Raw genomic sequence first — 26,032 nt, forward strand, 5'->3', positions numbered from 1 at the left:
CACCGCCGCCGCGCCAGGTGCGCGGTCCGGTCGACGTGGTCCGGGTGTCGCTCGACATCTGGCGGGCCGCCGGCGTCGGCCGCGAGTCCGTCCCCGACCGGGGCACCCTCGCCTACCGGCTCAGCGTGGCCGAGGACCATCGCCTCTGCGGCCGGTTCACCGAGGCCGTCGCCCTGCTCGAGCCCCTGGCCGCCGGCGCGGCGGCGGCGTTCGGGCCGCTCGACAGCGACGCCCTGGCCGTCCGCAACGCGCTCGGCCAGGCCTACCTGGCCGCCGGGCAGGTCGACGACGGCCTGGACGTGCTGCGGGAGGTGCTGACCGCGGCCGAGCACGGGCAGGGCGCCGACGGCGACCTCGCCCTCGTCATCCGCAACAACCTGGCGGTCGGCTACCAGCAGGCCGGGCAGTACCCGCAGGCCATCGAGCTGCACGAGCGGAACATCCGGCACAGCGAGCGCAAGCACGGGCAGCTGAGCCGGCAGACGGTCGGCCGCCGCAACAACCTGGCCGCCACCCTGGCGCTGGCCGGCTACCGGCGGCGGGCGATCGCGCTATACTGGGAGGTCCTCGACGCGCTGCCGGCCGGTGCCCACGACGACACCCTGGCGGTCACGGCCCGGCAGAACCTCGCCATCCTGCACAACCCGTCGTGGCGACCGTGACCGGTCAGGGCAGGGGCGAGGAGCGCTCGGCCGGGCCGGCCCGGCGGGCGCGCGGCACCACGTCGTCCTTGCGGACGATGGCGGTGACCTGCTCGCCGATCTCCCGGGTGAGCCGGTCCGGGCACGGCAGCCCGAGCTGGACCGCCAGGTCCCGCCCATACAGGTCGACGGCGGCCTCGGCCAGCTCGGCGTAGACCGCCACGGCCAGGCGGGCGCGGTAGCGCGCGGTGGGCAGCGCCACCAGACCGACCACCAGGGCCGGCCACCAGAACGCCCCGAGGGCGGCGTACAGCAGGCCCCAGCCGACCAGCCGGGCGGCGGCCCCGCACCGCTCCTGCGCGGCCGCCAGTTCGCCCCGCGCCTCGTCCGGGAGCAGCAACCACAGGCGCGGCCACCCGCTCGCCAGGTCGATGCCGTAGCCGCGGTGCACCCGGACGTCGGTCGCGTGCAGCCGGTCGCCGATCCACGTGGGCCGCGCCGGCTCCACGAGGCAGATCGCCGACCGGCGGGCGATGGCCCGGCGCGTGCGGTCCCGCAGCCCGGCGTCGCCGGGGTCCGTGACCAGCGCGCGTTCCGCGGCCAGCGCGGCGGCGTCCGCCCGCTCCCACCGGCGGCGGCGCCGGGCGGCGAGCCGGCCCAGCACCGGGCCGGAGCCGGGCCGGCTCCACGTCCAGGAGACGAACGCGCCGACGGACTGCGCGACGAGCCCGGCCGCCGCCGCCCCGAGCAGGAACGCGACCGCGCCGATCAGCAGGCCCGCTCCCGATCCACCGGCCGGACCGGCGGGCAGCCCGTCCCACCAGGCCGCCAGGGCGCGCTGGTCCACGGCGTGCCGCTGGCCCAGGACCCGCGCCAGGACCACCGCGGCGGCGAACAGCGCCCCCGGCAGCAGCAGCGCCGCCGTCCACCGGGTCACCAGCTGCTTGCCCAGCTCGGCGAGGAGGGCGTTCACAACACGATCCGGCGCTGCCCGAACGGCACACCGGTCAGCCCGCACACCGGCCGGTCACCGTCGCCCTCGGGGACCGCGCGGGGACACGGCAGCGGGCTCGGGCAGCTCCAGGCGACGACCGTGGGATGCCCGCCCCCGCCGAGCCACGCCTCGAACCCGCGTACGCCGGTGGTCAGGCCGTCGATGCCGTGCCGCGCGAAGGCGTCGTCGAGCCGGTCGAGGTCCTCCTCCAGGTGGTGGTCCAGGCGGCCCTGGGCGACGGCCTCGGCGATCCGGTCGAGCACGTCGGCGGCGCCGTAGCGCTCGGCGTGCTGGCGCAACTGCTCACCGACGGCCTGCCGGCACAGCCGGCCGACGCGCTCCGCGACGAGTTCCACAGCGGCTCCCCGGGCACCGGTTGGCTTCCGCTGCCACCCTATCGACCCGGGCCCGTCGGCACCGTCCCCAAAGGTGTGTCGCGCACCCGCTTCCGCCCTCCGGCCGGGGCGGGCAGGATGGGCACCGGAGATCGCAGGCCGACGCGGGGATCGAGTGGCGATGTCGAGACGGACCACCAGTGCCGCCGTAGGACGGGTCGCGGCGGTGCTTGCCGAGTACGAGCGCACCGGTGACCCGGCCGTCCTCACGGGACCGGACCTGTCGGCCGACGCGCACCTCCTCGCCGCCGCGGCCGGTGACCGGGGCGCCGGCCGGGCGGCGGCGCGGGAGCTGGCCCGGCTCCACTGGTACCGCTACCTCGACCTGCCCGGGCTGGACGGTGTGCGGGAGCGCCGGGCGGCCGTCGCGCTGTTCCGGCAGGGGTGCCGCGACGACCCGGACGAGGTGCCGGAGCTGATCCGGGACGAGCAGCCGGACAGCGGCCGCCCCGACGCGCCGCGCCTGTCCGACGTCCTGCTCAGCCCGCAGCAGGCCGACCGGATCGCGGGCCTGCGGCAGCGGCACCAGGCGGGTTCCGGCAAGGCCCTGCGGATGCTCGTCACGCTCTACCGGGACTGGTTGCCGCACCTGGCGCGTGAGCGCGACGAGGGGGCCGGCCTGCTCCGTGCCGCGCTGCTGACCGACCTCGCCGAGGCGCTGGCGACGCTGGCGGAGGACGGCGGGGACGGCCGGACCTACGACGAGGCGCTGGACGCCCTCACGCAGGCCCTGGGCGCCACCACGGCGCGGGACCCGCACCGGCTGCACCGGCTGCTCCTCCGCGGCCACCTGTTCGCGCTCTACTTCGACCGGGGCGCCGGCCCGCGGGCCCTGGAGCTGGCCGTCGGCGACTACCGGCGGGCCGCGCAGCTCGCCTGGGGGCGCCACCCCACCGATCCGGGGGTGGTGACGTGTCTCGGCGCGGCACTGTGCCGACTGCACGACGTTCCGGAGCATACGTCGGTGGAGCTCCTGCTGGAGGCGACCGCCACCTGGCGCGACGCCGTCCTCACCACGCCGCCGGACCATCCGGCGGCGGCGCCGGCCCTGGATCGGCTGAACACGGTCGTCAACCTGCTGGTCCGCGAGATCGGCCCGGATCCGGCCGGCACGATCGTCACGGCGGCGGACCAGCCGGCGGTGCTCGACCGGCTGCTGCGGCGGGCCGAGGAGACGGCCGGACGGGTGGCGGTGGACGCCGCGCCGCCGGCGCTGGCCGAGCGGTACGAGGCGGCCGTCGTGCTGGCCGCCGCGGTGCCCGGCTTCCATCCGGGGCGGGTCCGGGCCCTGCTCCTGCTCGGCGAGGCGGAGCTGGCCCGTTGGGAACACGGCGGCGAGCTGGAGGGCGCGGGGCGGGCGGCGTCCTGGGCGCAGCTCGCCCTGGACGCCGCCGGGCCGGGGCACCCGCTGCGGCGGGAGGCGCTCAACCTGCTGGCGGGCGCGGCCTCCCGGGCGGGGGTGCACGGGCCGGTCGAGCATCTGGTCGAGGTCGGCGTCTCGGCCGCGCGCGCGGCGCTGGACCTCGCCGACGGGCAGCCGGACACCCGTCCGCACCAGCTCGTGGTCCTCGCCGGCACCCTGTCCGACGCCGGCTGGCTCACCAAGGATCCGGAGCTGCTGGACGAGGCGCTGCGCCACCAGCGGGAGGCGCTGGAGCAGACGCCCGCGCACGACGAGTCGTACCCGTTGCGGCTCCTGCGGCTCGCCGACATGCTGTCCCGCCGGGCGGCGCTGGCACCCGACGACGCGCTGCTCGCCGAGGCCGTGGAGACCAGTCGGCGCGCCGCCGAGGCGCTGCCCGGTGACGACTCCCGCCGGGTCGGCTTCCTGTACAACCAGGCGAGCAGCCTGGCTCTCCTCTCGGCGCGCCGGGCCGACGAGGCCGGCCTGCTGGCGGCCGAAGGCACGTACCTCGACGCGCTCGCCCTGCTGCCCCCGGAGCACCCCGACCAGCCGCGCATCGGCAGCTCGATCGCGGACGCCCGCTACCAGCGGTATCTGGTGAGCGGTGACCGCGACGTGCTGGCCGACGCCGTGCGGCTGGCCCGGCGGGCGGTGGCGCAGACGCCGGCCGGGCACCACTGGTGGTCGCTGCGGGCCGGGCTCCTCGCCCGGGCCGCCGCCGCGCTGGCCCGGGCGGGCGGCCCGGACGCCGACCGGGCGAGGGCCGAGGCCATCGCGACGTACGCCGCCATCGCCGCGTCGTCCATGGTGGACGCGGAGACCGCGATCGACGCGGAGCGCCAGCAGGCCGAGCTGGCCCGGGAGGCCGGGGACCCGGCGGCCCGGCTGGCCGCCCTGGAGCGGGCGGTGCGGCAGCTGCCCGCCTCGGTCGACCGGTCGTCGGCCGGGCACCGCCGGCTCGGCACGGTCGGGGCGCTGGGCGGGGTGGCGACCGAGGCCGCCGCCGCGGCGATCGCGGCCGGCGACGCCGACGGCGCTGTCGAACTCCTGGAACGCGGCCGCGGTCTGCTGTTCCACGAGGCACTCGGGATCCGGGGTGGCCGCGTGGAGCTACGCGCGGTCGACGCGGCGCTCGCCGCGGAACTCGACCGCATCGACCGGAAGCTGGCCGAGGCGGACGCGTACACCCAGGTCCGGAAGTTCACCATCGAGGTGGAACGCCGGACGGCGTCCGGCGAGGTGCTGGCCAGTTCCACCAGGGACTGGGACCCCCGACCGGTCTGGCTCGCCCAGACCCGGCAGCTCGCCGCCGAACGGGACCGGGTGGTCGAGCGGATCCGGCGGCTGCCGGGGTTCGCCGACTTCCTGCGGCCGCCGTCGATGCCGCTGCTGCGCCGGCGGCTGGCCGGGATGCCGGTCGCCGTCGTCACCACGCACGGCGACCGGGGCGACGCCCTGCTCGTCCCGGCGGACCCGGAGCGGCCCGTGCGCCCGGTGCGCCTGCCCGACCTGCGCGCGGCCACGGTCCAGCGGCACGTCGCGCGCTGGTACGCGGCGGTGGCCGACGCGACCGACCCGGCCGTGCCGTTCGACCGGCGCGCCGCCGCCCAGGAGGAGCTGCACGGCATCCTGGGCTGGCTGTGGGACGCGGTCGCCGGTCCGGTGCTCGACCTGCTGGCCCCGGCGGGCGACCCGCCGCCGCGGATCTGGTGGTGCCCGGTCGGCCCGCTGGCCCGGCTCCCGCTGCACGCGGCCGGCCACCACCGGGAGCCGGGCGGCCGGCGTACCGTCCTCGACCGTGCGGTGTCGTCGTGGACGCCGACCCTCACGGCCCTGGCCCACGCGGGGGCGGACCGGCCGGCACGGCCGACGGCCGCCACGGCCGCCGTCGTCGGCGTGCCGACCGTGCGGGACCTGCCGGCGCTGTCCCAGGTACGCGCCGAGGTCGAGGAGGTCGCCCGGCTGATGCCCGGCTCCACGGTGCTGGCCGGGACCGAGGTGGCGCCCGACGCGGTCGAGGACGCGCTCCGGGAGCACCCCGTCGCGCACTTCGCCTGCCACGCCGAGGCCGACACGCGCGTCGCCTCGATGCTGACCGGCGGGCTGCGCCTCGGCGGCGGGCGCTCGCTCAGCCCGCACATGGTGGGCGCCTACCATCTGGAGCGGGCCGAGCTGGCCTTCCTGTCCGCGTGCGGCTCCGCCGCGACGCACCCCCGGTTGACCGACGAGCCGCTGCACCTGGCGGCGGCCTTCCAGCTCGCCGGCTTCCGGGGGGTGATCGGCACGACCTGGCGGACCCCGGACAGCGCGCGGGTCGCCGCGGCGTTCTACGCCGGGCTGACCGACGGCGGCACCCGCCCGCCGGACACCGCGGCGGCGGCCCGGGTGCTCGCCGAGACGGTACGGGCCGTCCGCGACGAGTTCCCGGCGACGCCGACCCGGTGGGCCGGCCACCTCCACGTCGGACTGAACCGGCCGCTGTGATCAGTCGGCGGGCGGTGCCACCGTGCGGCGCAGCTCCCGCTTGAGCACCTTGTGGCTCGGCCCGACCGGCAGCGCGTCGACGTAGCGGACCTGGCGGGGGTACTTGTGGCGGCCCAGGTGCTCGCGGGACCAGTCGATCAGCTCCTGCTCGGCCGGCAGGCCGGGGCCGGCCGGGTCGGCCACCACCACGGCGCAGACCTCCTCGCCGTGCCGCGGGTGGGGCACGCCGATCACGGCCACCTGGCCGACGGCGGGGTGCCGGGTCAGGACCTCCTCGACCTCGCGCGGGTAGACGTTGAAGCCGCCCCGGATGATCAGGTCCTTCTTGCGGTCCACGATGGTGATGAACCCGTCGGTGTCCTTGCGCCCCAGGTCGCCACTGCGGAACCAGCCGTCGACCAGCGCCTCCGCGGTCGCCTCGGGCCGCCCGAGGTAGCCGGCGAAGACGTTGTGCCCGCGGATGACGATCTCGCCGAGTTCGCCGGCCGGCAGCAGCTCGATCCGGTCGTCCAGGTCGGCGCGGGCGATCTCCACCTCGACGCCCCAGACCGGGTGCCCGATGGTGCCGGGGCGGGTGCCGAAGTGCGGCTGGTTGGTCGTCGCCGTCGGCGAGGTCTCGGAGAGCCCGTAGCCCTCGAAGATCGTCGTGTGGAAGGCGGCGTGGAACCGTTCCAGCACGGCCACCGGCAGCGACGCCCCGCCCGAGACGCACAGCCGCAGGCGGGGCAGGGTGGCCCGGTCCCGGGCGGCGTCGAGCAGCGCCACGTACATGGTCGGCACGCCGTGGAAGACGTTCACCCCCTCGGCCAGCATGAGGTCGATGGCGGCCGGCCCGCTGAACCGGCTCAACAGCACCAGGGTCGCGCCGACGCGGAAGGTGCCGTTCATGGCCACGGTCTGGCCGAAGCTGTGGAACAGGGGGAGGCAGCCGAGCACCACGTCGCTCTGGCGCGCGTCGTTGGCGTCGAAGACGTTGACGGTGGCGTTCATGACCAGGTTGAGGTGGGTGAGCAGCGCGCCCTTGGGCACGCCGGTGGTGCCGCTGGTGTAGAGCACCACGGCGGTGTCCTCCGCCTGCCGGGTCACGTACGACGGCAGCGCCGGCAGCGGCCCGCTCACCTCCTCCAGCCGGGACACGCCGGTGCCGCCCGGCCCGACGGTCACCAGCGGGACGCCCGCCGCCGCGGCGGCCGCGGCGCCCAGGGCGAGCTGCGAGCCGTGACAGACCAGCAGCTTCGCGCCGCTGTCGCGCAGCACGTGCACCGCCTCGTCCACGGTCAGCAGCAGGTGCACCGGCACCAGCACCGCGCCGGCGGCCAGGGCGCCGTAGTAGACCCGGGGGAAGTCGACCACGTTCGGGGCCAGCAGGGCCACCGGGTCGCCCGGTGCGACGCCCAGCTCCCGCAGGCCGGCGGCGTACCCGCGGGCCTGCCGCCACAGCTCGGCGTAGCTGACCCGGGTGTCGCCGTCGACCACGGCCACGGTGTCCGGGTGCCGCCGGGCGGCCTCGGCCAGCACCATGGCCAGCGACAGCGCGGTCACCGGGCCGCCCTCCGGAGCGGGCGGCCCGTCGCCGCGGCCGGCTTCTCGATGCGGGCGTTGCTCGTCATGCCGGATGCCCTCCCGGGTCGGTGGGTTCGTCCTGTGGTCAGAAGGCGTTGACGCCGGTGAGCGCGCGCCCGATGAGCAGTTGCTGGATCTGGCTGGTGCCCTCGTAGAGGGTCATGACGCGGGCGTCCCGCAGGTACTTGCCGGCCGGGAACTCGTCGATATAGCCGTACCCGCCGAAGACCTGGACGGCGTTGTTGGCGGCCCGCACGGCGGCCTCGCTGGCGAACAGCTTGGCCATCGAGGCCTCGGTGGCGAACGGCTCGCCGCGGTCGACGAGGTCGGCCACCCGCCACACGAGCAGCCGGGCGGCGGCGGTGTCGACGGCGATGCCGGCGATGAGCTGCTGCACGAGCTGGTGCCCGGCGATGGGCTTGCCGAACTGGTGGCGCTGCCCGGCGTAGCCGACCGCGGCGTCCAGGCAGCCCTGCGCGATGCCGACGCAGCCGGCGGCCACCGACATGCGGCCCTTGGCCAGGGTGGCCAGGGCGAGCCGGAAGCCGCCGCCCTCCGGGCCGAGGCGCGCCGAGTCGGGCACGCGGACGGCGTCGAACCGGAGTTCACCGGTGGCCTGCCCGCGCAGGCCGAGCTTGCCGTGGATCGGCCGGCGGGTGAGCCCGGCGGCAACGGTGGGCACCAGGAACGCGGTGATGCCCCGGTGCCCCGGGCCGCCGGTGCGGGCGAAGACCAGCGCCACGTCGGCGGTGGTGCCGTTGGTGATGAACGTCTTCGTGCCGGTGAGCAGCCAGTCGGCGCCGTCGCGGACCGCGCGGGTGCGCAGCGCGGCCGCGTCCGAGCCGCTGTCCGGTTCGGTGAGCGCGAAGCAGCCCAGCGCGTCGCCGGAGCAGAGCCGGGGCAGCCACTCCTGCTGCTGGGCGGGCGACCCGTGGGCGGCGACGGACTTGGCGACCAGCCCGAGCGACACCGAGACGATGCCCCGGACGGCGGAGTCGCCCCGGCCCAGCTCCTCCAGCACGAGGCAGTAGGTGACGTGGTCGCCGCCGGACCCGCCGGCATCCTCGGGCACGGTGAGCCCGAGGAAGCCGAGCCGCCCCAGCTTCCCGACGATGTCGGGGTCCACCTCCTCCCGCCGGTCCCAGGCCGCCGCGTGCGGCGCCACCTCACGGTCGACGAACTCGGCGGCGAGCCGGCGAGCCGCCACCTGCTCGGCGGAGAGCTGAAGGTCCATCGGCTTAAACTAGCGGCGCAAGTTTAAGTCCGTCCAGACCCGCTCAGGCCGGTTCGGGCGCGGGCACCTCCCGGAGCCGGCCGGCGTCGAGGCGGAGCCAGCGCCGCACGCCGATCTCGGCGAGGAACCGCTCGTCGTGGCTGACCACCACGAACGCTCCCCGGTACGCGCCCAGGGCGTTCTCCAACTGACCCGCGCTGACCAGGTCGAGGTTGTTCGTCGGCTCGTCCAGCAGCAGCAGGTGGGGGGCCGGCTGCGCGTACAGGACACAGGCGAGGGTCGCCCGCAGGCGTTCGCCGCCGGAGAGCACGCCGACCGGCAGGTGGGCCCGCGCCCCGCGGAAGAGGAACCGGGCCAGCAGGTTCATCCGCTCGGCCGGCGGCCGGTCCGGGGCGTACGCGGCGAAGTTCTCCGCCACCGTGCGGTCCGGGTCGAGCAGGTCCAGCCGCTGCGACAGGTACGCGACCCGGCCCTCGCCCCGGCGCACCTGACCGCCCTCCGGGTCGAGATCGCCTTGGAGCAACCGCAGCAGGGTGGACTTGCCGGCGCCGTTGGACCCGGTCAGGGCGATCCGCTCGGGCCCCCGGATGGTGAGGTCCACCCCGTCCCCGGCGAAGACGGCCCGCCCGTCGTGGTGGACCTGCATCCGCTCCCCCGCCACGACCGTCCGGCCGGCCGGGACGGTGGTGTCCGGCAGGTCCAGGGTCAGCGTCTGGTCCTCGCGCAGCGCCCTGCTGGCCTCGTCGAGCCGGGACTGGGCCTCGCTCACCCGGTTGGCGTGCAACTGCCGGGACCGGCCGGCCGACTCCTGGGCGCTGCGCTTCAGCCCGCCGGCGACGATCCGGGCCAGGCCGGCGCTGTCGAGGTTGCGGGCGGCGTTGCCGGCCCGCCGTTCGGCCCGCTCCCGGGCCTGCTGCATCTCCCGCTTCTCCCGCTTCACCTCCTGCTCGGCGCCGCGCACGGTGCGCTCGGCCGCTTCCCGGGCGGCCCGGCTGGCCTCCTCGTACGCGGTGAAGTTCCCACCGAACAGGCGTACCTCCCCGCGGTCCAGTTCGGCGATGCGGTCCATCCGGTCGAGCAGGGCCCGGTCGTGGCTGACCAGCAGCAGGCAGCCCGACCACTCCTCGAGCACCGCGTAGAGGCGATGCCGCGCGTCGAGGTCGAGGTTGTTCGTCGGCTCGTCGAGCAGCAGCACGTCGGGGCGGCGGAGCAGTTGCGCGGCCAGGCCGAGGGAGACGACCTGCCCGCCGCTGAGGGTGTCCAGCCGCCGGTCGAGCGGGACGTCACCCAGACCGAGCCGGTCGAGTTCGGCTCGGCTGCGCTCCTCCACGTCCCAGTCGTCGCCGACGGTGGTGAAGTGTTCCTCGGCGGCGTCACCGGACTCGATGGCGTGCAGCGCCCGGAGCACCGCGTCGACGCCCAGCACCTGGGCCACGGTCAGGTCGCCCGCGAGGGGCAGGTTCTGCGGCAGGTAGCCGAGCACGCCGTCCACCGTCACGGCGCCGCCGGTGGGGGTGAGGTCGCCGGCGATCAGCCGCAGCAGGGTGGTCTTGCCGGCGCCGTTCGGCGCGACCAGGCCGGTGCGGCCGGGCGGCACGGTGAAGGACAGGTCCTGGAAGACCGGGGTGTCGTCCGGCCAGGAGAAGGAGAGGTTGGTGCACACGACACAGGTGTCGGACATCTGAAGAGACCCTCGGGAGTTGAGCCGGGCAGGGCACGGCCGCCCGGATGACGAGACGGGGATGCGACGAGGTGGGCCGGGATCACCCGGAGATGTCGTCGTCGCCCGTCATGTCGGTCTCCTTCGAGTCGGCGCGCGGTCTCTCGACGCGCGCACCACCACCCTAGCAACTCCGCGCGGCGCTCTTGACCTCGATTGGCGACCGGCTTAGCTTCATCGATCAGAAAGGTCTCTTAACTAATCCCGCTCCGTCCGCCGTGGGAGTGCCGATGCGACCGTTCCGCCACCGCCGCCTCACCGCCCTCGTCGCCCTGTCGACCCTGCTGCTCACCGCCGCACCACCGGCCGCCGCGAGCGCCGACGGCTCAGCCCGCCGGACCGGATACCACCGGGTCGGCTACTTCACCCAGTGGGGCATCTACGGCCGGGCCTTCCCGGTCAGGAAGCTCGACACCTCCGGGGCGGCGAGCCGCCTCACCCACGTCAACTACGCGTTCGGCAACATCAGCGCCGACGGACGGTGCTATGTGGACGGCGGGCCGGGCGAGGGGGACGCCTGGGCCGACTACCAGCGCACCGTCCCGGCGGAGGAGAGCGTCGACGGCGTCGCCGACGCCTGGGGCGAGCCGCTCAACGGCAACTTCGGCCAGCTCGCCAAGCTCAAGGCCCGGCACCCCGACCTGAAGGTGCTCATCTCGCTGGGCGGCTGGAGCTGGTCGACGTACCTCTCCGACGCCGCCCGCACCGACGCCTCCCGCCGGGCGTTCGTCGCCTCCTGCATCGACCTCTACCTCAAGGGGAACCTGCCGGTCCTGGACGGCGGCAGCGGCGGCCCGGGCGCGGCCGCCGGCGTCTTCGACGGCATCGACCTGGACTGGGAGTGGCCGAACTGGCCCGGCGAACCGGGCAACGTGGTCCGCCCCGAGGACCGGGAGAACTTCACCAGGCTGCTCGCCGAGTTCCGCCGGCAGCTCGACGCGTACGGGCGGCAGGCCCACCGGCACTACGCGCTGACCGCGTTCCTGCCGGCCAACCCCGCCACCATGGACGCCGGGTACGAGGGCCGGAAGATCTTCCGGTACCTCGACTTCGCCACCGTGCAGGGGTACGACTTCCACGGTTCCTGGGACTCGGTGACCAACCAGCAGTCGGCGCTGCGCGTGCCGGCCGGCGCGCCGGACGACCCGGACTTCTCCGCCGAGGTGGCGATCGACGGCTGGATCGCCCGCGGCGCCCCGCGCGGGAAGCTGGTCCTGGGCATCCCCTACTACGGCCGGGGCTGGACCGGCGTGACCGGCGGCGGGGACGGTCTGTTCCAGCCCGCGGCCGGGCCGGCGCCGGCCACCTTCGAGGCCGGCTCGGAGGACTACAAGCAGCTCAAGACCCTGCCCGGCAAGGGCTACGCCGTCCACCGCGACCTGCGCGCGGGGCACGCCTGGCTGTTCGACGGCACGACCCTGTGGACGTACGACGATCCGCTGGTGGTGCTCCAGAAGACGCTCTACATCCGCCGGGCCGGGCTGGGCGGGGCGATGGCCTGGTCGCTCGACGGCGACGACGACAACGCGACGCTGACCAGGACGATCAGCCTGGGCCTCACGACGCCGTAGCGCAGCTCGCCGCCTCCGCCGCCAGGCCGCCCCTCCCGGCCGGCGGCGGATGCGGTGGGCACCGCGGATCGTGCCGCCGCGGCTCCCCGCCCGGCGGCGGAACCGGCGGTCCCGGCGCCTCGTCCAAGCACCGGACGTCCGGAGACGACCGGACCGGCGGAGGGGCGGGACGATGGGGCGCAGCAGACACCTCGTGGTGGCCGTCGCGGTGGGCACGCTACTGGCGGGCTGCGCCGCCGGCTCGGAGGCCACCACCGGCCCGCCGGCCGCGAGCGCGGGCCCGCTCGGCGGCGGATCGTCCCCCGACCCGGTCGGGCTGATCGGCAACTGGGCGGTGACCGCCGCCGACGGCGGGGCCGGTGTGCTGCGACTCGCTCCCTCCGACCAGGGCGACCTGCTGTGGTTCGACCGCTGCGGGGTGTCGACGGGGACCTGGCGGGCGGGTGCCGACGGCCTGTTCGTGGCCGAGCTTTCGGGCCTCTCGCCGTCCGGCCGTCCGGGCTGCCCCTCCGATCCGCGGGGCGGGCCCGCCTGGCTGCCCCGGGCCACCGCGTTCCGCCTGGACGGGAAGACCCCGATCCTCCTCGACGACCAGGGCCGGCAGGTCGCCCGGCTGGCGCCCGGCGCGAAGCCCGACCCCGGGCCGCACCTGCTGCCGGCGCTGGCCGAGCCGCCCGTGGTCACCCCCGAGGTCCGGCGGGCCCTCGCGCCGGCCGCCGCCCTGCCGGCGGGCCTGACGCCGCCCGGCCGGGCCGCCCTGCTCGGCCGCTGGGTACCCGCCGGTCCGCAGCGGGGCGGGCCGGACCCGGCGTACGTGGAGTTGCGGGACGACGGCGGATGGCGCGGCTCCGACGGCTGCAACGGCCAGGGTGGGCGGTGGGTCGCCGGCGCGGAGGGCGCCCTGCTCGCCACCGCCGGACCCAGCACCCTGATCGGCTGCGCGAACGTCCCGGTGGCGCTCTGGCTGTCCGGGGCGTCCCGGGCGGGGCTGGACGGCGACGTGCTGGTGCTCGTGGACGCCGGGGGCGGGGAGACGGGCCGGTTGCGGCGCGACGGCTGACCGGTCGTCCCGGCCGCGGAGGGGGGCGCCCGGGGCGGCACCGTCAGCGCCGGGCCAGCTCCGACTCCAGGCGCTGGACGAGCGTCTTGCGGTCCTTGCCGCCGCGCTCGCGCCGCAGCGCCGCCCGGAGCTGGCGGGTGTCGAGGCCACGGATCAACTTGACCGCCTCCGTGACCGGCAGGTCCGACAGGGGTCCGGCGGCGTTGGCCTCCTTACGGGCGCGCTTCGCCGGTCCGGTGTTGGCGACGAACTGCCGCCCGGACCGGGACGCCTGCCGCTTCTTCGTGTCGGTGTCGCGCCGCTGCTCGTCGGAAAGCTGTTCCCACGCCCGTTTGGGCAGGTAACGCGCGGTCTCACCGTTGCGGCGCGCGCGGGTGGAACCCGACCGGGTCTGCCACTCCTCGGCGCCCCACCGCTGCAGGTTGCGCTGCCGCTGGTCCCGGGGTCCCTCGAAGCCCCCACCACGCTTCTTGTACTCGTTGGTGAGCAGTTGCGACTTGCGCGCCGACCACTGACCCGGCCGGCCGCCCTTGTCGGACGCCTGGATCTCCTCCTTGAGCTGCTCCCGGAGTTCGGGCTTCGTGTATCTGGCCATGCGAGGGCGTTCCCACCGACGGCGGGTCACATGCGTCTGGCCGGACACCGGCCGGGTCAGCGGTCCCGGCCGGTGTCGGTCGGGCGGGACCGGCGGTCGCGGCGCACGGCGTAGGCCCGGCGCATCTTGACGTAGTTGCCGCATCCGGCCATGGAGCACCAGCGGCGCGCCTGGTTGCGGGAGGCGTCGTAGTAGGCCCACCGGCAGGTGTCCCGGTCGCACACCTTGAGCCGGGTCCACACCTGGTCCTGCGCGCACTGCCGGATCGCGTCGACCAGGGCGGCCAACGCCACGTCGAGCGGGCCGGTGCGGGCGGGGACGAGGCGCGGGGCGCCGCCCGCGAGCGTCAGCCGCACGGGCGCCGCGGCCAGGGCCTCGTCGAGGCGCCGCAGCGCGTCGGGGTCGGCGGGGTGGCCGGCGTGGCCGAGGAGCACCGCCCGCAGGCCCTCGCGGACGGTGCGGGCCACGGCGAGGTCCGCCCGGCCCAGCCGCGCGCCGGCGGGGACCACCCCCCGCTCGGCGAGCCAGTCCCGCAGCGCGTCCGGCGTGGTCAGCGACTCCTCGTCGACCTGCGGCTCGAAGGTGTTGACGAAATCGCGCACCAGCCGCACGGCGGCCGGCACCGATCGCTCGTCGCTCACCGTCGGGCTCCTTTCGTTCACACCAGCGTAACGCCTTGACGGGTGTAGCCCCTCTCTGGGATCGTCCGGTGTGTACACCAGCGAAAGGGGTTGGCTGGTGTCCGGAGGGGCGCGGCGGGAGGACGGATCGTGGCCACCACGCTCAGGGACGTGGCGCGGCAGGCGCGCGTGTCGGTGAAGACGGTCTCGAACGTCATCAACGACCACCCGCACGTCAGTGACGAGTTGCGCCGCCGCGTGCGGGCGGCCGTCGGTGAGCTGGGCTACCGGCCCAACCTCGCGGCCCGCACCCTGCGCACCGGCCGCACCGGGCTGCTCGCGCTGATCGTCCCCGACGTCGAGGCGCCCGGCCTGCACGGGTTGGCCCGTGAGGTCGTCCGGGCGGCGACCGGCCGGGGCTTCCGCGTCGTCGTCGAACATCTCGGACCCGACACCGGGCGTGCCGCGCCCCCGGCGCACCCCGGAGCACCGCCGGGCGTCGACGCCGTCCTGCTCGGCGCGGACGCCGTGCCGCCGGAGCTGATCGACGCCCACCTCGGCACCGGCACTCCCCTCGTCCTGCTCGGCGACAGCCGCGATCCGCGCTGCGACCAGGTGGCCCTCGACGGCGCCCGCGCCGCGGCCGACGCCACCGAGCACCTGCTGGGCACCGGGCGTCGGCGCATCGCCGCCATCGGCGCCCGGCCGGATGAGGCCACCGGGTCGGCGCAGCCCCGCACCCTCGGCTACCAGCGGGCGGTCCGCCGGGCCGGACTCGACCCACCCGCCGGCTACCTGCGGGCCACCGCCCAGCACCGGCACGAGGACGGCTACCGGGCCGCCCGGTGGCTGTTCGCGCACGAGCACCGCCCGGACGCCCTCTTCTGCTATTCCGACCGGCTCGCCATCGGCGCCCTGCGGGCCGCCGCCGACGCCGGGCTGCGGGTGCCCACGGACGTGGCCGTGGTCGGATTCGGCGACAGCGAGGAGGGCCGCTACTCCCGACCGACGCTGACCTCCGTCTCGGCCGACCCCGCGTTCCTCGCCCGGGAGGCGGTCGCTCTGGTCGCCGCCCGCCTGGACCGCCCGGACGCCCCGCCCGCCCGGATCACCGCGCCGCACACGATCCTGCCCCGGGAGAGCACCCGCCCGGCCCGTTGACCACCCACCGCCGTCCACTGTGTCCTCGACGTGGCACCCCGGACGTGAAGGGGTGTTCTACAATCGACGCCGCCCTGCGAGGTGCTGGGGATCAGCGGTCGGCACGGGATCCGGGCCTACTCGGGGGAGGCGCATGGTGAGCGGGGCTCTGAGCGGCGGCGTGCTCGACCCGGACGGCGCCATGGATCAGATGCGGGCCTGGAAGGGCCGCATCGACAAGCTCGCCGCGGACACGAAGGCGATGAGCGACCGCCTCCAGGAGCTGCGGGTCACGGCCGGGGACGACCACGGCCTGGCCGAGGTGACCGTCGACGCCGGGGGCGCGCTGCTGGACCTGCGCCTGGGCCGGCACATCCAGCGGGCCTCCCCCGAGGTGGTCGCCCAGGCGGTCATGGAGGCGATCCGGCGGGCGAAGGGACAGCTCGCCGAGCGGTCGCAGGAGATCATCGCGGAGACCGTCGGCACCGAGTCGGCGGCCGCCCGCGCCATCGCCGAGCGGGTGGGCCGGCAACTGCGCCCCGACCCGGAACCCGGCGGGGGTGAGCCGGGCTCCTACGGCGGCCACGGCTGGCAACGATGAGCGGGCCGGCCGGCTGGGCCGCCGACCCCGAGCAGATCCGCGCGCACGCCGCGTACGTCGAGGGGTTGCGGGCCCGGTTCGACGCGGTCCGCGGCGCGAGCGCGCACATCGCGCGGGACGACCAGGCGTACGGGCTGCTGTGCGGGTGGATCTCCGCGATCCTGGAGGACCGGCACACCCGCCAGGACGAGCTGGTCGCGTACGTCGACGAGAACCTCAGGCTGGTCGCCGACGGCCTGCGCCGCACCGCGGACAGCTACGACGGTGTGGACGGTGACGCGGCCAGCTCGATGGAGGCGATCAGCCGGCGGTTGCGGGCATGACCGACGAGTCGCTGGTCGCGGATGTCCGGTCCACGCGGGAGGTGTGGACCGGGTCGTCGCTGGCCGACGGTGTCGAGGGCCTGGTGGACGCCATCCGCAGCGAGGGCTGGGTGGACGACCTGCTCGCCGGTGCGGCCTTCGGGCTGGACGTCGCCGCGACGGTGCTGGATCCGTTCAGCGCGTTGCTGGCCAACGGCATCGGCTGGGCGATGGAATACTTCGAGCCGCTGCGGGAGATGCTCGACTGGCTCACCGGCATGCCCGACGTGGTCGCGTCGCACGCGGCGACCTGGGACAACATGGCCGGCCACCTCCAGCGGATGGCGGCCGACCTGCAGGCGCACCTGGCCGGCGACCTGCCCGACTGGCGGGGGCACGCCGCCGAGGCGTACCAGTCGCTGATGAAGAACAACGTGGACGCGATCGCCGGTCTGGGTGGCGCGTCCGCGGCGATGGCGGCCGCCACCCAGGCCGCCGGGAACCTCGTCTCGTTCACCCGCGACATCGTCCGGGACCTCATCGCGGACCTCGTGGCGCGCGTCGTCGTCTGGGCCGTCGAGGCGATCTTCGTGGTCACCATCCCGGTGATCGCCGCGCAGATCACCGCCGCCGTGCTCAAGTGGGCGGGCCGGATCCTGAGCTACACCACGGCGCTCGTCACCAGCCTCACCAACCTGTCCAAGCTCGTCAACGGCTGACCGGGGGGATCGTGGCGAAGCCCAGGGGACCGCACGGCAGCACCGGTGACGGCGGCGACGGCGGGGATGTCGGGGATGTCGGCGACGGCGGTGTGCCCCGGCAGCGGGGCGGCGGGTCGCACGGCCGGCCCAGCAGCGTCGCCGAGACCCACCGGGCCGTCACCGAGGCGGCGGAGAGCGGGCGGCTCGGCGGCCCGAGGTCGACCGACGGCAGGCCCGCCGAGGGGGACGCCGACGCGCAGCGCCCCCAGAACGACCCGGAGCTGGGCAAGCACGACGAGAAGACGCTGGAGGAGATCGCCAAGGCGCGCCAGCAGATCGCCGGCCAGCTCCAGGAGATGGTCGACGACGCGTGGGACCACGTCGACCAGAACCGGGACTCGATCCTCCAGCAGGAGGGCTACCAGCGGCAGCGGGACAAGCTCATCGAGAAGGGCTACCCCGAGGACGTGGCCGACCTCATCGTGGAGCGCACCGCGCTGGGCACCGAGTCCCACCGTGAGCTCGCCAACGCGATCGACACCGAGGCGACCACCATGCTCGACCCGGAGACGGGCTTCCGGCTGCGCACCGAGGTCGGGTACGACGCCCAGGGCGTCGAGACGCCGAAGGTCAAGGACCAGGACTTCCGGCCGGACGTCATCCTGGAGCGGCAGTACAAGGACGCGGCGACCGACGAGCTGGACTGGGAGGTCGCGCACGCCTACGACCTGAAGACCGGCCTGAAGACCGGCATCGAGCCGAGCTGGGCCAACAAGGTCAAGCGGGTGCTGGACCTGCCCGAGCACCCGGAGGAGCTACGGCCGACGCAGCGCCCGCTGAGCGTAGACTGACCGGGCCCGGCCGGCGACCCGCGAAAGGTGCGTATGTCCTCTGTTGACGCGGCGCGGCGGTGGCGGCAGATCCTGGCCGAGCTGCGGCCCGACCTGCCGGGGAAATGGTCGGTCCGGGGCGGCGGCCTCGACACGGTGCTGGCGCGCGAGCCGGTCGCCTGGTCGCTGTCGTGGATCGGCTGGTCCGGGTCGCCCACCCGGCCCGCGGGCTGGGTGACCGCCGGGGTGCAGCCGCTCGTGGCGCCCTTCACCAGCTGGATCATGACGTACGGCGTCCGGACGGACGAGGTCGGCTCCGGGCCGCCGACGGTCGACCTGTCCTCCGGTGCGGCGGCGGAGCAGGTGCGGCGGTTCGTGCTGGACGCCGGCCTGGAGAAGATCGACAAGTGGCCGGCCGAACGGCTCGCCGACGTGGCCGAGCGGGATTTCGCCCAGGATCCGCCCCGTCGCCGCACGCACTGGCACCAGGTGCCCGGCTGGCGGGTGGTCAACGGCACGGCGTCCCCCGTCGAGCCGGCGACGCAGCTCGCCGAGCTGTGCCGGGAGCGGGCCGCCGGGTCCTCCGGCACGGGCGCGCGGCAGCTGGCGGAGCAGGCCGCGTTCCACGAGGGGCTGCTGCGGGCCTGGCAGGACGGGGAGCGGGACGCCGCGCTCCGATTCCTGACCGCGCAACGGGATCAGGCGCTGGCCGCCCGGAAGCTCGACGCGGCGCTCACCCCGTAGGCCGGTCCAGCCGCGCCACGACGGGCGCCAGGGACTCGGGCATCCGCACCTGCACGACCCCTCCGGGCTCCCCCGGCACGACCCGGACCGGGTGGAACTCCCCGGCGTGCCACCAGAAGACCTGGTCGGTGCAGGGGTCGGCGGCGGCCGTGAACATGGTGCCGGCCAGGCGGTGCACCGCCACGGCGGCCTCGCGCACCCGGTGGTCCACCGGGTGCAGCAGCACCGCGCCGTACCGCGGCGCCGCGACCAGCGCCCCGTGGTCGGCGCCCTCGGGCAGGAACCGCTTGACCGACATGAGGGCGGTCGTCACGAAGGGATTGCCGTCGGCGGCGAGCAGGCGCACGGACCCGCCGCTGGGCAGCTCGTGGTCCCGCACGTCGAGGGTGGTCAGTTCGCGCTCCACGGTCTGCCGCACGGCGACGCGCACCAGCTCCGCGGGCTCGCGGTCCAGTCGCGCGGCCTGGGCGAGGGTCAGCAGGTCCAGCCGCTCGGGCCGGTTCACCACCACCACCGCGGTGAAGTGGTCGCCGAACGGCACGGCCAGGTAGCTGTCGGCCTCCGTGGTCGCGGCCGCCGGGGTGAGGCGGAGCCGGAGCTGCTCGACGTCGACCGGCCCGAGATCGGCGGAGACACGGTCCGGCAGCTCCCGGCGTACCGCCGTGACCCAGTCGGCCACCAGCTCGGGCCACGCCTGCCGGGGCTGGTCGAGACAGCTGCGCAGCAGCGGGGCCAGGGACACCCGGGCCCGGCCGCCGGGGACGGCCACGACGATCTCGTCGCGGTCCGCCGCGACGCGGGCGCCGGGCAGCCGAGCGGGCAGCGCGTCCTCGACCAGGGTGCGGACGTTGCCCATCGGGTCTACGTTCTGCGACGACGCCACGCTGCATTCATACCATCGGCCCGCGAACCGCGGCGAACCCCGGAGCCGGGTGTGGCCCGCGAGCGCCCGGGTAACCGGCGGGCCGAGGGAGGGGGCGTCGTGACGGATGAGGCACCGGACTACTTCCAGCCCGAACACGGCTTGGTCGTCACCCACCTGCTGATCGTGCGGGACGTGGACCGCTCGCGGGAGTTCTACCGCGACGTCCTGGGCGCCACGGTGGTGCGGGACCGGCGGCCCGCGGTGCTCCGCCTGCACAACAGCTACCTCGTGCTCAACGACGAGGGTGGCCCGACCGACGACAAGCCGACGGTGACGGCGCGGGCGCCGACCGGTTCGGACACGCTCAGCGGGGCTCTCAACATCCGGGTCACCGACGTCCGGGCCGTCTACGAGCTGTGGCGTTCGCGGGGCGGTGAGTTCCTGACCGAACCGAAGGACCACGGCGTGGAGATCCGGTGCTACCTGCGCGACCCCGACGGGTACCTGATCGAGCTGGGCCAGGGCACCGGGATCCTGGCCGAGATGGGCCGGCCCGTGCCGGGCTGACCCCGGCCGGGCCGCTGCCGGCCGGGGCCCGGTGGACGGTCAGACCCGGGTGAGCCGGACGGCGTCGGCGATGACGAGGCCGGCGGCCGTGGTCCACCGGCTCACCGCCACCCGGTTGGCGTCCCCCGCGGGCAGGGCGAAGGTGCCGAGGGTACGCCACTGGCCTCCGGTCGCCCGCTGGTCGACCGAGACGGTCCGGTTGCCGGTCGTGGTGGCGATGATGTACGGCGCGGCGCTGTTGTAGCCGGCGTTGGCCGGCCACCAGGCGTCCACGCGGTAGTTGCCGGCGGCCGGGACGTTGAACCGGTACCAGGCCGGGTCGCTGGCGGCGACCGGGTCGGCGTAGCGGTAGTCCGCGCCGTAGCGCTGCCCCGAGAAGGACGAGACACCCCAGCTCGCGCTCGCGGTGAAGCGCCCGGCGGTGGCGTTGTCCACGATCGAGGACCACGCCGGGGAGCCGCCCATCTTCGCCGCGACGTCGGCGCGCATCACATTCAGGTCGATGAAGGACGGGTCGATCTTGCCGGTGGTGCTGGTCTCCCGGTGTCCGCGCGCGTAGCTGGCGTCCCGGCCCAGCCGGGTGAGGACGGCCGCGGTGGCGGCGACGGAGGCGGCGTACTGGGCCGCGGTCATCTCCTGGTTGACCCCGTTGTAGTCGATCTCCCAGCCGATCAGCATGGTGTTGCCGTCACCGGCCGGGATCGGTCCGCTGCCGCCGCTGGCGCCGGCGTGGTTGCAGCGCCCGGCCGAGATCACGTGGAACACGCCGTGGTAGTCGACGAGCGCCTGGCAGAGCGGGCCGGCCAGGTCGGGCCGGCCGTTGATGCAGATGTTGAGCGCGGGGTGGGGATTGGTCGCGCTGGAGGTGGATGCCGTGTGGTGCCACAGCACCCCGATCGGGTCGAAGGACCCGGGGCGCATCCGGTTGAGCCAGTCGCCCTCGACGACGACCTGCACCCCGGCCCCCCGCAGCACGTCCACGAGCCAGGGGATGGTAGCCATCAGGACTCCCCGAGCAGGTCGGCCAGGCACTCCGGCTTGGGCGCGGCGGACCGGGCGGTCGGTGCGGCGGCCGCCGCGCCGGGTCGGGTGACGACGGCCAGCGCGGCGGTCACCAGGGCGGGGATGCCGAGCAGTCCTCGGCGCCGCAGGCGGACGGTTCGTGGCGTGGGCATGGCACTCCTTCAGCGACCGTCGGGGAACGTTGGCGCGGACGCTATACCGTCATGACCGTCGATGTCGATACCCTTCATAAACGTTCGTTTGACTGAAGGAAATTGGCAACGGCGGCCGGGGCTCGGACGCTCCCCGTTTGGCCGGCGGCGATCCCGGAAAGAGTGGCGGCATGAGCTGGGCCCGTAGAGCCGTACCCGCCGCCGTCGCCGCCGTCGCGGCCCTCGCCGCACGCGACCTGCTGCAGCGCGACCACGCGCTGCTGCGCAACTTCCCCGTCCTCGGCCGCGCCCGGTACCTGCTGGAGTCGATCGGGCCCGAGCTGCGCCAGTACATCGTGGCCGGCAACAACGAGGAGCGGCCGTTCACCCGCGACCAGCGCCGCTGGGTGTACGCGTCGGCGAAGCAGGAGAACAACTACTTCGGGTTCGGCACGGACAACGACATCGAGTACACCCCGGGCTACCCGATCATCAAGCACCGCACCTTCGGGCGGGCGGTGCCGCCGTCCTCCCCCGGCGCCGCGCACGACGTGACCCTCCCCTGCGCGAAGGTGCTCGGCGGTGCCCGGGGTCGGGCCCGCGCGTTCCGCCCGGAGTCGGTGGTCAACATCTCCGGCATGAGCTTCGGCTCGCTCTCCGGCAACGCCGTCGAGGCGCTCAACCGGGGCGCCGCGCTGGCCGGCTGCCTCCAGAACACCGGCGAGGGCGGGCTGTCGCCGTACCACCGCAACGGTGGTGACCTGGTCTTCCAGATCGGCACCGCGTATTTCGGCTGCCGGGACGAGCGCGGCCGGTTCGACCTGGCCCGGCTCCGGGACCTGGCGGCCGGCGCACCGGTCCGGGCGCTGGAGATCAAGCTCAGCCAGGGCGCGAAGCCGAGCCTCGGCGGGCTGCTGCCGGCCGCGAAGGTCTCCGCCGAGATCGCCGCCACCCGGGGCATCCCCGCGGGCCGGGACTGCGTCAGCCCGTCCCGGCACGCCGAGTTCTCCGACTGCGACAGCCTGCTGGACTGGGTGGAGCTGCTCGCCGCCGAGACCGGCCTGCCGGTCGGCATCAAGTCCGCCGTCGGCGACCTGGGCTTCTGGGAGGAGCTGACCACGCTGATGCGCGACACCGGCCGCGGCGTGGACTTCGTGACCGTCGACGGCGGCGAGGGCGGCACGGGCGCCGCGCCGCTGATCTTCACCGACTCGGTGTCGCTGCCGTTCCAGCAGGGCTTCTCGCGGGTCTACCGGATCTTCGCCGAACGGAACCTGCACGAGCAGGTGGTCTTCGTCGGCGGCGGCAAGCTCGGGCTGCCGGACAACGCCGTGGTGGCCTTCGCGCTCGGCGCGGACATGGTGAACGTCGGCCGGGAGGCCATGCTGGCGATCGGCTGCATCCAGGCGCAGAGGTGCCACACCGACACCTGCCCCACCGGTGTGGCGACCCAGAACCCGTGGCTCGCCCGGGGCCTCGACCCGGCCCGCAAGTCGGTGCGGGCCGCCAACTACGTCCGGACGCTGCGGCGCGACCTGGTCAAGGTCGCCGAGGCGTGCGGCGTCGAGCATCCCGGGCTGATCGACACGGCCGCCGTCGAGATCCTCGACGGCCGCACCGCCTCCACCCCGCTGGACCAGGTGTACGGGTACCGCCCGGGCTGGGGACTGCCGTCCGCCGCCGACCGGTCCGAGATCATCCGGCTGATGACCGCCGAGGCGCCGCAGGGCGGCAGCGCGCCGCCCTCCCCGACCGCCGTGGGCTGATCAGGAGCGGTCAGGTGGGTAGTTCCTCGCCCGCCTGCTCGCGCACCAGGTAGGCCGCGTACCAGTCGGGCCAGTTCTCGTCGGTCGCGCCGATGCGCTTCTCGTGCTCGCCGTGCGCGGCGGCGGCGCGGCGCAGGGCGCCGGCCAGGTCGGTGGCGGAGGTGTACGAGGTCGTGTCCGCCGCCATCCGCCCGGGCAACCGGGTGGTGATCTCCTGGAGCAGCCAGTCATTGCCGTCGGGATCGGTGAACGAGGCGCGGGAGACGTAGCTGCGGCGCTCCGGGTCCCGGCCACCGACCGGGCCGCTCGGGCCCACGTGGAAGACCCCGCTCACGTCGACGCCGGCGGCGACCAGTTCGCTGCGGGCGGCCTCGATGTCGGACACCACGAGGTAGCCCTTCGCCGATCCCGGGGCGGCGGCCGTGAGGGTCGGGCCGAACTGGATCGAGCACCCCGAGCCCGGCGGCGTGAACTGGACGATGCCCGGCGGCGTCCGGTCGAGCCGCCAGCCGAGGCGCCCGTAGAACTCCTTCGCGCGATCGACGTCCGACACCGGGAGGACGACCACCTCGAGCTTCAGGTCCATGGTGCCGCTCGGGTCGTCGCTCCGGGCGTCCGTCGTGCTCATCGCGGCCTCCCTGGGCTGGTCGGGCGGCAGGGCCTCCGCCCGCCACGTTACTGCCCCCGCACCTGCCGGCCGCCCGGTTTCCCGGCATCCCGCCGCCTCGTCCGCGCCGCCCTTGATCGGGCGCGGAACGGGTAGACCGCACCCCCGGGCGCGCGCGTCGCCGCCCGGCTCGGGTCGCTGCGACGGGAGATCGATGTCGGACACGCCGATGGGCGCGGACGAACGGCCGGTCGAGGTCGTGGAGTTGCGGGTGCACGGCGTCTCGGGCGCGGGCGCCGAGCAGGTGCTGGACCGGCCGAACGTGCAGCAGGTCGCCGGTGACCGCAGCGGCGGCTTCTACCGGCCACGGGCCGGCTACCCGGACACGACCGGGCCGGGCGGTGTGCTGCTGGAGGCGTACCTGTGGCGGGACCTTCCCTCCGGCAAGGCGGTCCGCACGCTGTCCCTGGTGTTCCTGCTGCCGTTCATGCTCGGCAACATGGCGATCTGGATGCACCCGCCCGGCGCCGGGCTGGCCGCCGTGACCGTGAAGGCGCTCTGCCGGCTGCTCGCGCTGACGCTCACCTCGGTGTACGTGATCGCGGTGGCCGGGGTGACGCTGGACCTGATCGCCTGGAAGTGCATGGGCTCGCCGCAGTGCCTGACCGCCCGGAACTGGCTGTCCTGGCTCGGCGGGCGGCCGGCCGGGCTGCGGCTGGCGGTGTTCGCCCTGTTCCCGATCGCGGCGGTGGCCCTGGTCTGGCGGCTGAGCAGCCGGCCGGGATGGACGTACTCGACGTTCCGTGGCCCGGCCACGGTGTCCGGCGAGCACCAGCTCACGGCGGTCGGGCAGTGGGACGCCGCGCCGCTGGTGTCCCGGCTGCGGGCGATCCACGTCGCCGCGGCCTTCGCCACGCTGGACGCCGTCCTGCTCGTCGCGCGCTCGGCCGGGGGGCGGGCGTCGGTCGTGACCGCCGTGCTGCTGGGGCTGACCGCGGCGGTGCTGGCCGCGTGCGTGGTGCTGGTCTGCGCCCACCCGCTGCTGGACCGCACCACGCCCGCCCCGGGCGTCGAACGGAACCTGCGCCTCCTGCGGACCACGGCGTGCCTGCTCACCGGCGCCGTCGTGGTCGTCGTGGCGGCCGAGCCCGGACCCTGGGCCGCCGGGACGGGCCTACCCGGGTACGGGGAGATCGTCACCCTCCTCTTCGCCACGCAGACCGTCCTCCTGCTCGTCCTCGGGGCGGCCGCGCTGTGGGCGCGTCCCCGGCTGCCGGGCGGGTCACGCCTGCGTGCGCTCGGCGCCCCGGTCATCGACGCCGTCGCCGCCGGGCTGGCGGTGGCGTACTCCGCCGAACTGGTCTACCGGGTGGCGGACCTGCTGGACCGCAGCGCGCCCACCTCCGCGCGGCTGGCCACCAGCCCGCCGCTCGCGTACAAGTGGGCGATCTTCGGTTTCTTCCTGGCCGTGACGGTCGCCGCGGCGGCCGGCGTCGTCGTGGCGCTGGCGTCCCGGCCCGCCCGCCGGCGGGCCGCCGCGGGCATCGTGGCCCGCGACCACCCCGACGCGCCGGCCGAGGCCGCCGAGCGGCTGCGGCAGGCCGAAAAGGTCATCGCGCAGGCCCGCTTCACCGAGCAGGTGACCCCGCTGGTCCTCACCTACGCCGCTCTCGCCGGGCTCGGGCTGGCCACCAGCACGCTGGGCCTGGCCCGGTGGTATCCCGGGGACGTCATCGACCGCTGGGCGCCGATCCCGGCCGACCTGGTGAACTTCGGGATCGGCCTGGGCAGCTACGTGATCGCCGCGGCGATCCTGGGGCTGGTCCTGGGCGGCCTGTTCGCCTACCGCACCCCCGAGTTCCGCCGCTACGTCGGGGTGCTGTGGGACCTGGGCACCTTCTGGCCCCGGGCGGCGCACCCGTTCGCGCCGCCCTGTTACGCCGAGCGGGCGGTCCCCGAACTCAGCCGCCGGATCAGCTACCTGACCGGGCAGGGGCAGACCGTGCTGCTCGCCGGGCACAGCCACGGCTCGGTCCTGCTCGCCGCGACAGTGCTGCAACTGCCGCCGGAGGTCTGCGCGCGGGTGGCGCTGCTGACGTCCGGGTCGCCGCTGTCCCGGCTGTACGCCCACTGGTTCCCCGCCTACGTCCACGCCGACGTGCTGGACGAGATCGGCCGGCGGATCGGCTGGCGGTGGATCAACCTGTGGCGGGACACCGACTCCATCGGCGGCTGGGTGTTCTCCCCCCACCGGCCCGGGGACCCGCCGGCGGTCGGCGGGCCCGCGGGGGCGGTGGACCGGCGGCTGCGCGACCCCCGGGACGTGGTCGCGCCACCCAGTGACACCGTCCCGCCGCCGATCGTCCGGCACCTGCCCGGCGCGTCGGATCCGCGGCACAACGAGGCCGTCCGCGAACTGGCCGACCGGCTGCGGGCCACCGGCGCCGGCCCGCAGCCCGGTTGACCAGCGCCG

24 protein-coding genes are annotated in these 26,032 nt (G+C 75.4%); 13 read left to right on the top strand and 11 right to left on the bottom strand.

The window, feature by feature from the left end:
- A partial coding sequence (locus tag F8274_RS13560; RefSeq protein ID WP_151462659.1) for a tetratricopeptide repeat protein occupies window positions 1–662 on the top strand: 662 nt, incomplete at its 5' end.
- Between the two features lie 4 nt (window positions 663–666).
- On the opposite strand, the gene F8274_RS13565 is transcribed toward F8274_RS13560, so the two are convergent.
- Both F8274_RS13565 and F8274_RS13570 read right to left on the bottom strand, forming a co-directional pair.
- Window positions 667–1,614, bottom strand: a complete 948-nt coding sequence (locus F8274_RS13565; RefSeq protein WP_151462660.1) for a hypothetical protein — start codon at window positions 1,612–1,614, stop codon at window positions 667–669.
- A complete protein-coding gene (locus F8274_RS13570; RefSeq protein ID WP_151462661.1) occupies window positions 1,611–1,991 on the bottom strand; it encodes a hypothetical protein in 381 nt (126 codons plus the stop codon). The genes F8274_RS13565 and F8274_RS13570 overlap by 4 nt, the downstream gene beginning before the upstream one ends.
- Window positions 1,992–2,151: 160 nt before the next feature.
- Between F8274_RS13570 and F8274_RS13575 the strand changes: the two genes are divergently transcribed.
- Window positions 2,152–5,919 (top strand): CHAT domain-containing protein, encoded by a 3,768-nt coding sequence (locus F8274_RS13575; protein WP_151462662.1) that lies wholly within the window; start codon window positions 2,152–2,154, stop codon window positions 5,917–5,919.
- Here F8274_RS13575 and F8274_RS13580 read toward each other — a convergent pair whose 3' ends face one another.
- From F8274_RS13580 to abc-f, 3 genes are all read right to left on the bottom strand, one after another.
- On the bottom strand, window positions 5,920–7,461 hold the full coding sequence (locus F8274_RS13580; protein ID WP_151462663.1) for a long-chain fatty acid--CoA ligase: 1,542 nt from the start codon (window positions 7,459–7,461) through the stop codon (window positions 5,920–5,922).
- Window positions 7,462–7,567: 106 nt separating this feature from the next.
- Window positions 7,568–8,716: an acyl-CoA dehydrogenase family protein gene (locus F8274_RS13585; protein WP_151462664.1), complete on the bottom strand. Its 1,149-nt coding sequence runs from the start codon at window positions 8,714–8,716 to the stop codon at window positions 7,568–7,570.
- A 43-nt stretch (window positions 8,717–8,759) separates the two neighbouring features.
- A complete protein-coding gene (gene abc-f / locus F8274_RS13590) occupies window positions 8,760–10,397 on the bottom strand; it encodes a ribosomal protection-like ABC-F family protein (protein WP_151462665.1) in 1,638 nt (545 codons plus the stop codon).
- 269 nt (window positions 10,398–10,666) lie between these two features.
- Between abc-f and F8274_RS13595 the strand changes: the two genes are divergently transcribed.
- On the top strand, window positions 10,667–12,007 hold the full coding sequence (locus F8274_RS13595; protein WP_151462666.1) for a glycoside hydrolase family 18 protein: 1,341 nt from the start codon (window positions 10,667–10,669) through the stop codon (window positions 12,005–12,007).
- Between the two features lie 172 nt (window positions 12,008–12,179).
- A complete protein-coding gene (locus tag F8274_RS13600) occupies window positions 12,180–13,067 on the top strand; it encodes a hypothetical protein (RefSeq protein WP_151462667.1) in 888 nt (295 codons plus the stop codon).
- Window positions 13,068–13,110: 43 nt separating this feature from the next.
- Here F8274_RS13600 and F8274_RS13605 read toward each other — a convergent pair whose 3' ends face one another.
- Entirely contained in the window at window positions 13,111–13,662 is a 552-nt protein-coding gene (locus tag F8274_RS13605; RefSeq protein ID WP_151462668.1) for a DUF5872 domain-containing protein, read from the bottom strand.
- A gap of 56 nt (window positions 13,663–13,718) precedes the next feature.
- On the bottom strand, window positions 13,719–14,303 hold the full coding sequence (locus F8274_RS13610; protein WP_151462669.1) for an ABATE domain-containing protein: 585 nt from the start codon (window positions 14,301–14,303) through the stop codon (window positions 13,719–13,721).
- 129 nt (window positions 14,304–14,432) lie between these two features.
- Here F8274_RS13610 and F8274_RS13615 point away from each other — a divergent pair, with 129 nt between their 5' ends.
- The 6 genes from F8274_RS13615 to F8274_RS13640 all read left to right on the top strand — a co-directional run bounded on the left by F8274_RS13615 (window position 14,433) and on the right by F8274_RS13640 (window position 18,600).
- A complete protein-coding gene (locus tag F8274_RS13615) occupies window positions 14,433–15,443 on the top strand; it encodes a LacI family DNA-binding transcriptional regulator (protein ID WP_225853774.1) in 1,011 nt (336 codons plus the stop codon).
- A gap of 136 nt (window positions 15,444–15,579) precedes the next feature.
- Window positions 15,580–16,023: a YbaB/EbfC family nucleoid-associated protein gene (locus tag F8274_RS13620; protein ID WP_225853775.1), complete on the top strand. Its 444-nt coding sequence runs from the start codon at window positions 15,580–15,582 to the stop codon at window positions 16,021–16,023.
- Entirely contained in the window at window positions 16,020–16,346 is a 327-nt protein-coding gene (locus F8274_RS13625; RefSeq protein WP_151462670.1) for a type VII secretion target, read from the top strand. Before F8274_RS13620 ends, F8274_RS13625 begins: the two co-directional genes overlap by 4 nt.
- Window positions 16,343–17,044, top strand: a complete 702-nt coding sequence (locus F8274_RS13630; RefSeq protein ID WP_151462671.1) for a WXG100 family type VII secretion target — start codon at window positions 16,343–16,345, stop codon at window positions 17,042–17,044. The genes F8274_RS13625 and F8274_RS13630 overlap by 4 nt, the downstream gene beginning before the upstream one ends.
- An 11-nt stretch (window positions 17,045–17,055) precedes the next feature.
- The gene (locus F8274_RS13635; RefSeq protein WP_151462672.1) at window positions 17,056–17,877 is read left to right on the top strand and encodes a hypothetical protein; all 822 of its coding nucleotides are present in this window, start codon (window positions 17,056–17,058) and stop codon (window positions 17,875–17,877) included.
- A gap of 33 nt (window positions 17,878–17,910) precedes the next feature.
- Complete coding sequence (locus F8274_RS13640; protein ID WP_151462673.1) at window positions 17,911–18,600, top strand: hypothetical protein; 690 nt, start codon at window positions 17,911–17,913, stop codon at window positions 18,598–18,600.
- On the opposite strand, the gene F8274_RS13645 is transcribed toward F8274_RS13640, so the two are convergent.
- Entirely contained in the window at window positions 18,590–19,456 is an 867-nt protein-coding gene (locus F8274_RS13645) for a hypothetical protein (RefSeq protein ID WP_151462674.1), read from the bottom strand. The genes F8274_RS13640 and F8274_RS13645 overlap by 11 nt on opposite strands.
- A gap of 126 nt (window positions 19,457–19,582) precedes the next feature.
- Between F8274_RS13645 and F8274_RS13650 the strand changes: the two genes are divergently transcribed.
- Entirely contained in the window at window positions 19,583–20,032 is a 450-nt protein-coding gene (locus tag F8274_RS13650) for a VOC family protein (RefSeq protein WP_151462675.1), read from the top strand.
- 39 nt (window positions 20,033–20,071) lie between these two features.
- Here F8274_RS13650 and F8274_RS13655 read toward each other — a convergent pair whose 3' ends face one another.
- Both F8274_RS13655 and F8274_RS31230 read right to left on the bottom strand, forming a co-directional pair.
- Window positions 20,072–21,034 (bottom strand): N-acetylmuramoyl-L-alanine amidase, encoded by a 963-nt coding sequence (locus F8274_RS13655; protein WP_151462676.1) that lies wholly within the window; start codon window positions 21,032–21,034, stop codon window positions 20,072–20,074.
- Window positions 21,034–21,207, bottom strand: coding sequence for a hypothetical protein (locus F8274_RS31230; protein ID WP_192579820.1), 174 nt, complete (start codon window positions 21,205–21,207; stop codon window positions 21,034–21,036). Before F8274_RS31230 ends, F8274_RS13655 begins: the two co-directional genes overlap by 1 nt.
- 170 nt (window positions 21,208–21,377) lie before the next feature.
- On the opposite strand from F8274_RS31230, the gene F8274_RS13660 reads away from it, so the two are divergent.
- Window positions 21,378–22,952 (top strand): FMN-binding glutamate synthase family protein, encoded by a 1,575-nt coding sequence (locus tag F8274_RS13660; RefSeq protein WP_151462677.1) that lies wholly within the window; start codon window positions 21,378–21,380, stop codon window positions 22,950–22,952.
- A 10-nt stretch (window positions 22,953–22,962) separates the two neighbouring features.
- Here F8274_RS13660 and F8274_RS13665 read toward each other — a convergent pair whose 3' ends face one another.
- Window positions 22,963–23,580 carry a VOC family protein gene (locus F8274_RS13665; protein ID WP_151462678.1) on the bottom strand — a complete coding sequence of 206 codons (618 nt, stop codon included), beginning with the start codon at window positions 23,578–23,580 and terminating at the stop codon, window positions 22,963–22,965.
- A 193-nt stretch (window positions 23,581–23,773) separates the two neighbouring features.
- Between F8274_RS13665 and F8274_RS13670 the strand changes: the two genes are divergently transcribed.
- Window positions 23,774–26,023, top strand: coding sequence for a hypothetical protein (locus F8274_RS13670; protein ID WP_151462679.1), 2,250 nt, complete (start codon window positions 23,774–23,776; stop codon window positions 26,021–26,023).
- Window positions 26,024–26,032: the final 9 nt, after the last annotated feature.

The sequence above is a fragment of the Micromonospora sp. AMSO31t genome (genome assembly GCF_008868175.1).
Lineage (GTDB): Bacteria > Actinomycetota > Actinomycetes > Mycobacteriales > Micromonosporaceae > Micromonospora.

Excerpts from the sequence above, each read along its gene's own strand:
- F8274_RS13595 (WP_151462666.1), top strand. The coding sequence starts at position 10,667 with ATGCGACCGTTCCGCCACCGCCGCCTCACCGCCCTCGTCGCCCTGTCG.
- F8274_RS31230 (WP_192579820.1), bottom strand. The coding sequence starts at position 21,207 with ATGCCCACGCCACGAACCGTCCGCCTGCGGCGCCGAGGACTGCTCGGC.
- F8274_RS13645 (WP_151462674.1), bottom strand. The coding sequence starts at position 19,456 with ATGGGCAACGTCCGCACCCTGGTCGAGGACGCGCTGCCCGCTCGGCTG.
- F8274_RS13640 (WP_151462673.1), top strand. The coding sequence starts at position 17,911 with ATGTCCTCTGTTGACGCGGCGCGGCGGTGGCGGCAGATCCTGGCCGAG.
- F8274_RS13630 (WP_151462671.1), top strand. The coding sequence starts at position 16,343 with ATGACCGACGAGTCGCTGGTCGCGGATGTCCGGTCCACGCGGGAGGTG.
- F8274_RS13585 (WP_151462664.1), bottom strand. The coding sequence starts at position 8,716 with ATGGACCTTCAGCTCTCCGCCGAGCAGGTGGCGGCTCGCCGGCTCGCC.
- F8274_RS13605 (WP_151462668.1), bottom strand. The coding sequence starts at position 13,662 with ATGGCCAGATACACGAAGCCCGAACTCCGGGAGCAGCTCAAGGAGGAG.
- F8274_RS13600 (WP_151462667.1), top strand. The coding sequence starts at position 12,180 with ATGGGGCGCAGCAGACACCTCGTGGTGGCCGTCGCGGTGGGCACGCTA.
- F8274_RS13575 (WP_151462662.1), top strand. The coding sequence starts at position 2,152 with ATGTCGAGACGGACCACCAGTGCCGCCGTAGGACGGGTCGCGGCGGTG.
- F8274_RS13665 (WP_151462678.1), bottom strand. The coding sequence starts at position 23,580 with ATGAGCACGACGGACGCCCGGAGCGACGACCCGAGCGGCACCATGGAC.
- F8274_RS13670 (WP_151462679.1), top strand. The coding sequence starts at position 23,774 with ATGTCGGACACGCCGATGGGCGCGGACGAACGGCCGGTCGAGGTCGTG.
- F8274_RS13625 (WP_151462670.1), top strand. The coding sequence starts at position 16,020 with ATGAGCGGGCCGGCCGGCTGGGCCGCCGACCCCGAGCAGATCCGCGCG.
- F8274_RS13660 (WP_151462677.1), top strand. The coding sequence starts at position 21,378 with ATGAGCTGGGCCCGTAGAGCCGTACCCGCCGCCGTCGCCGCCGTCGCG.
- abc-f (WP_151462665.1), bottom strand. The coding sequence starts at position 10,397 with ATGTCCGACACCTGTGTCGTGTGCACCAACCTCTCCTTCTCCTGGCCG.
- F8274_RS13655 (WP_151462676.1), bottom strand. The coding sequence starts at position 21,034 with ATGGCTACCATCCCCTGGCTCGTGGACGTGCTGCGGGGGGCCGGGGTG.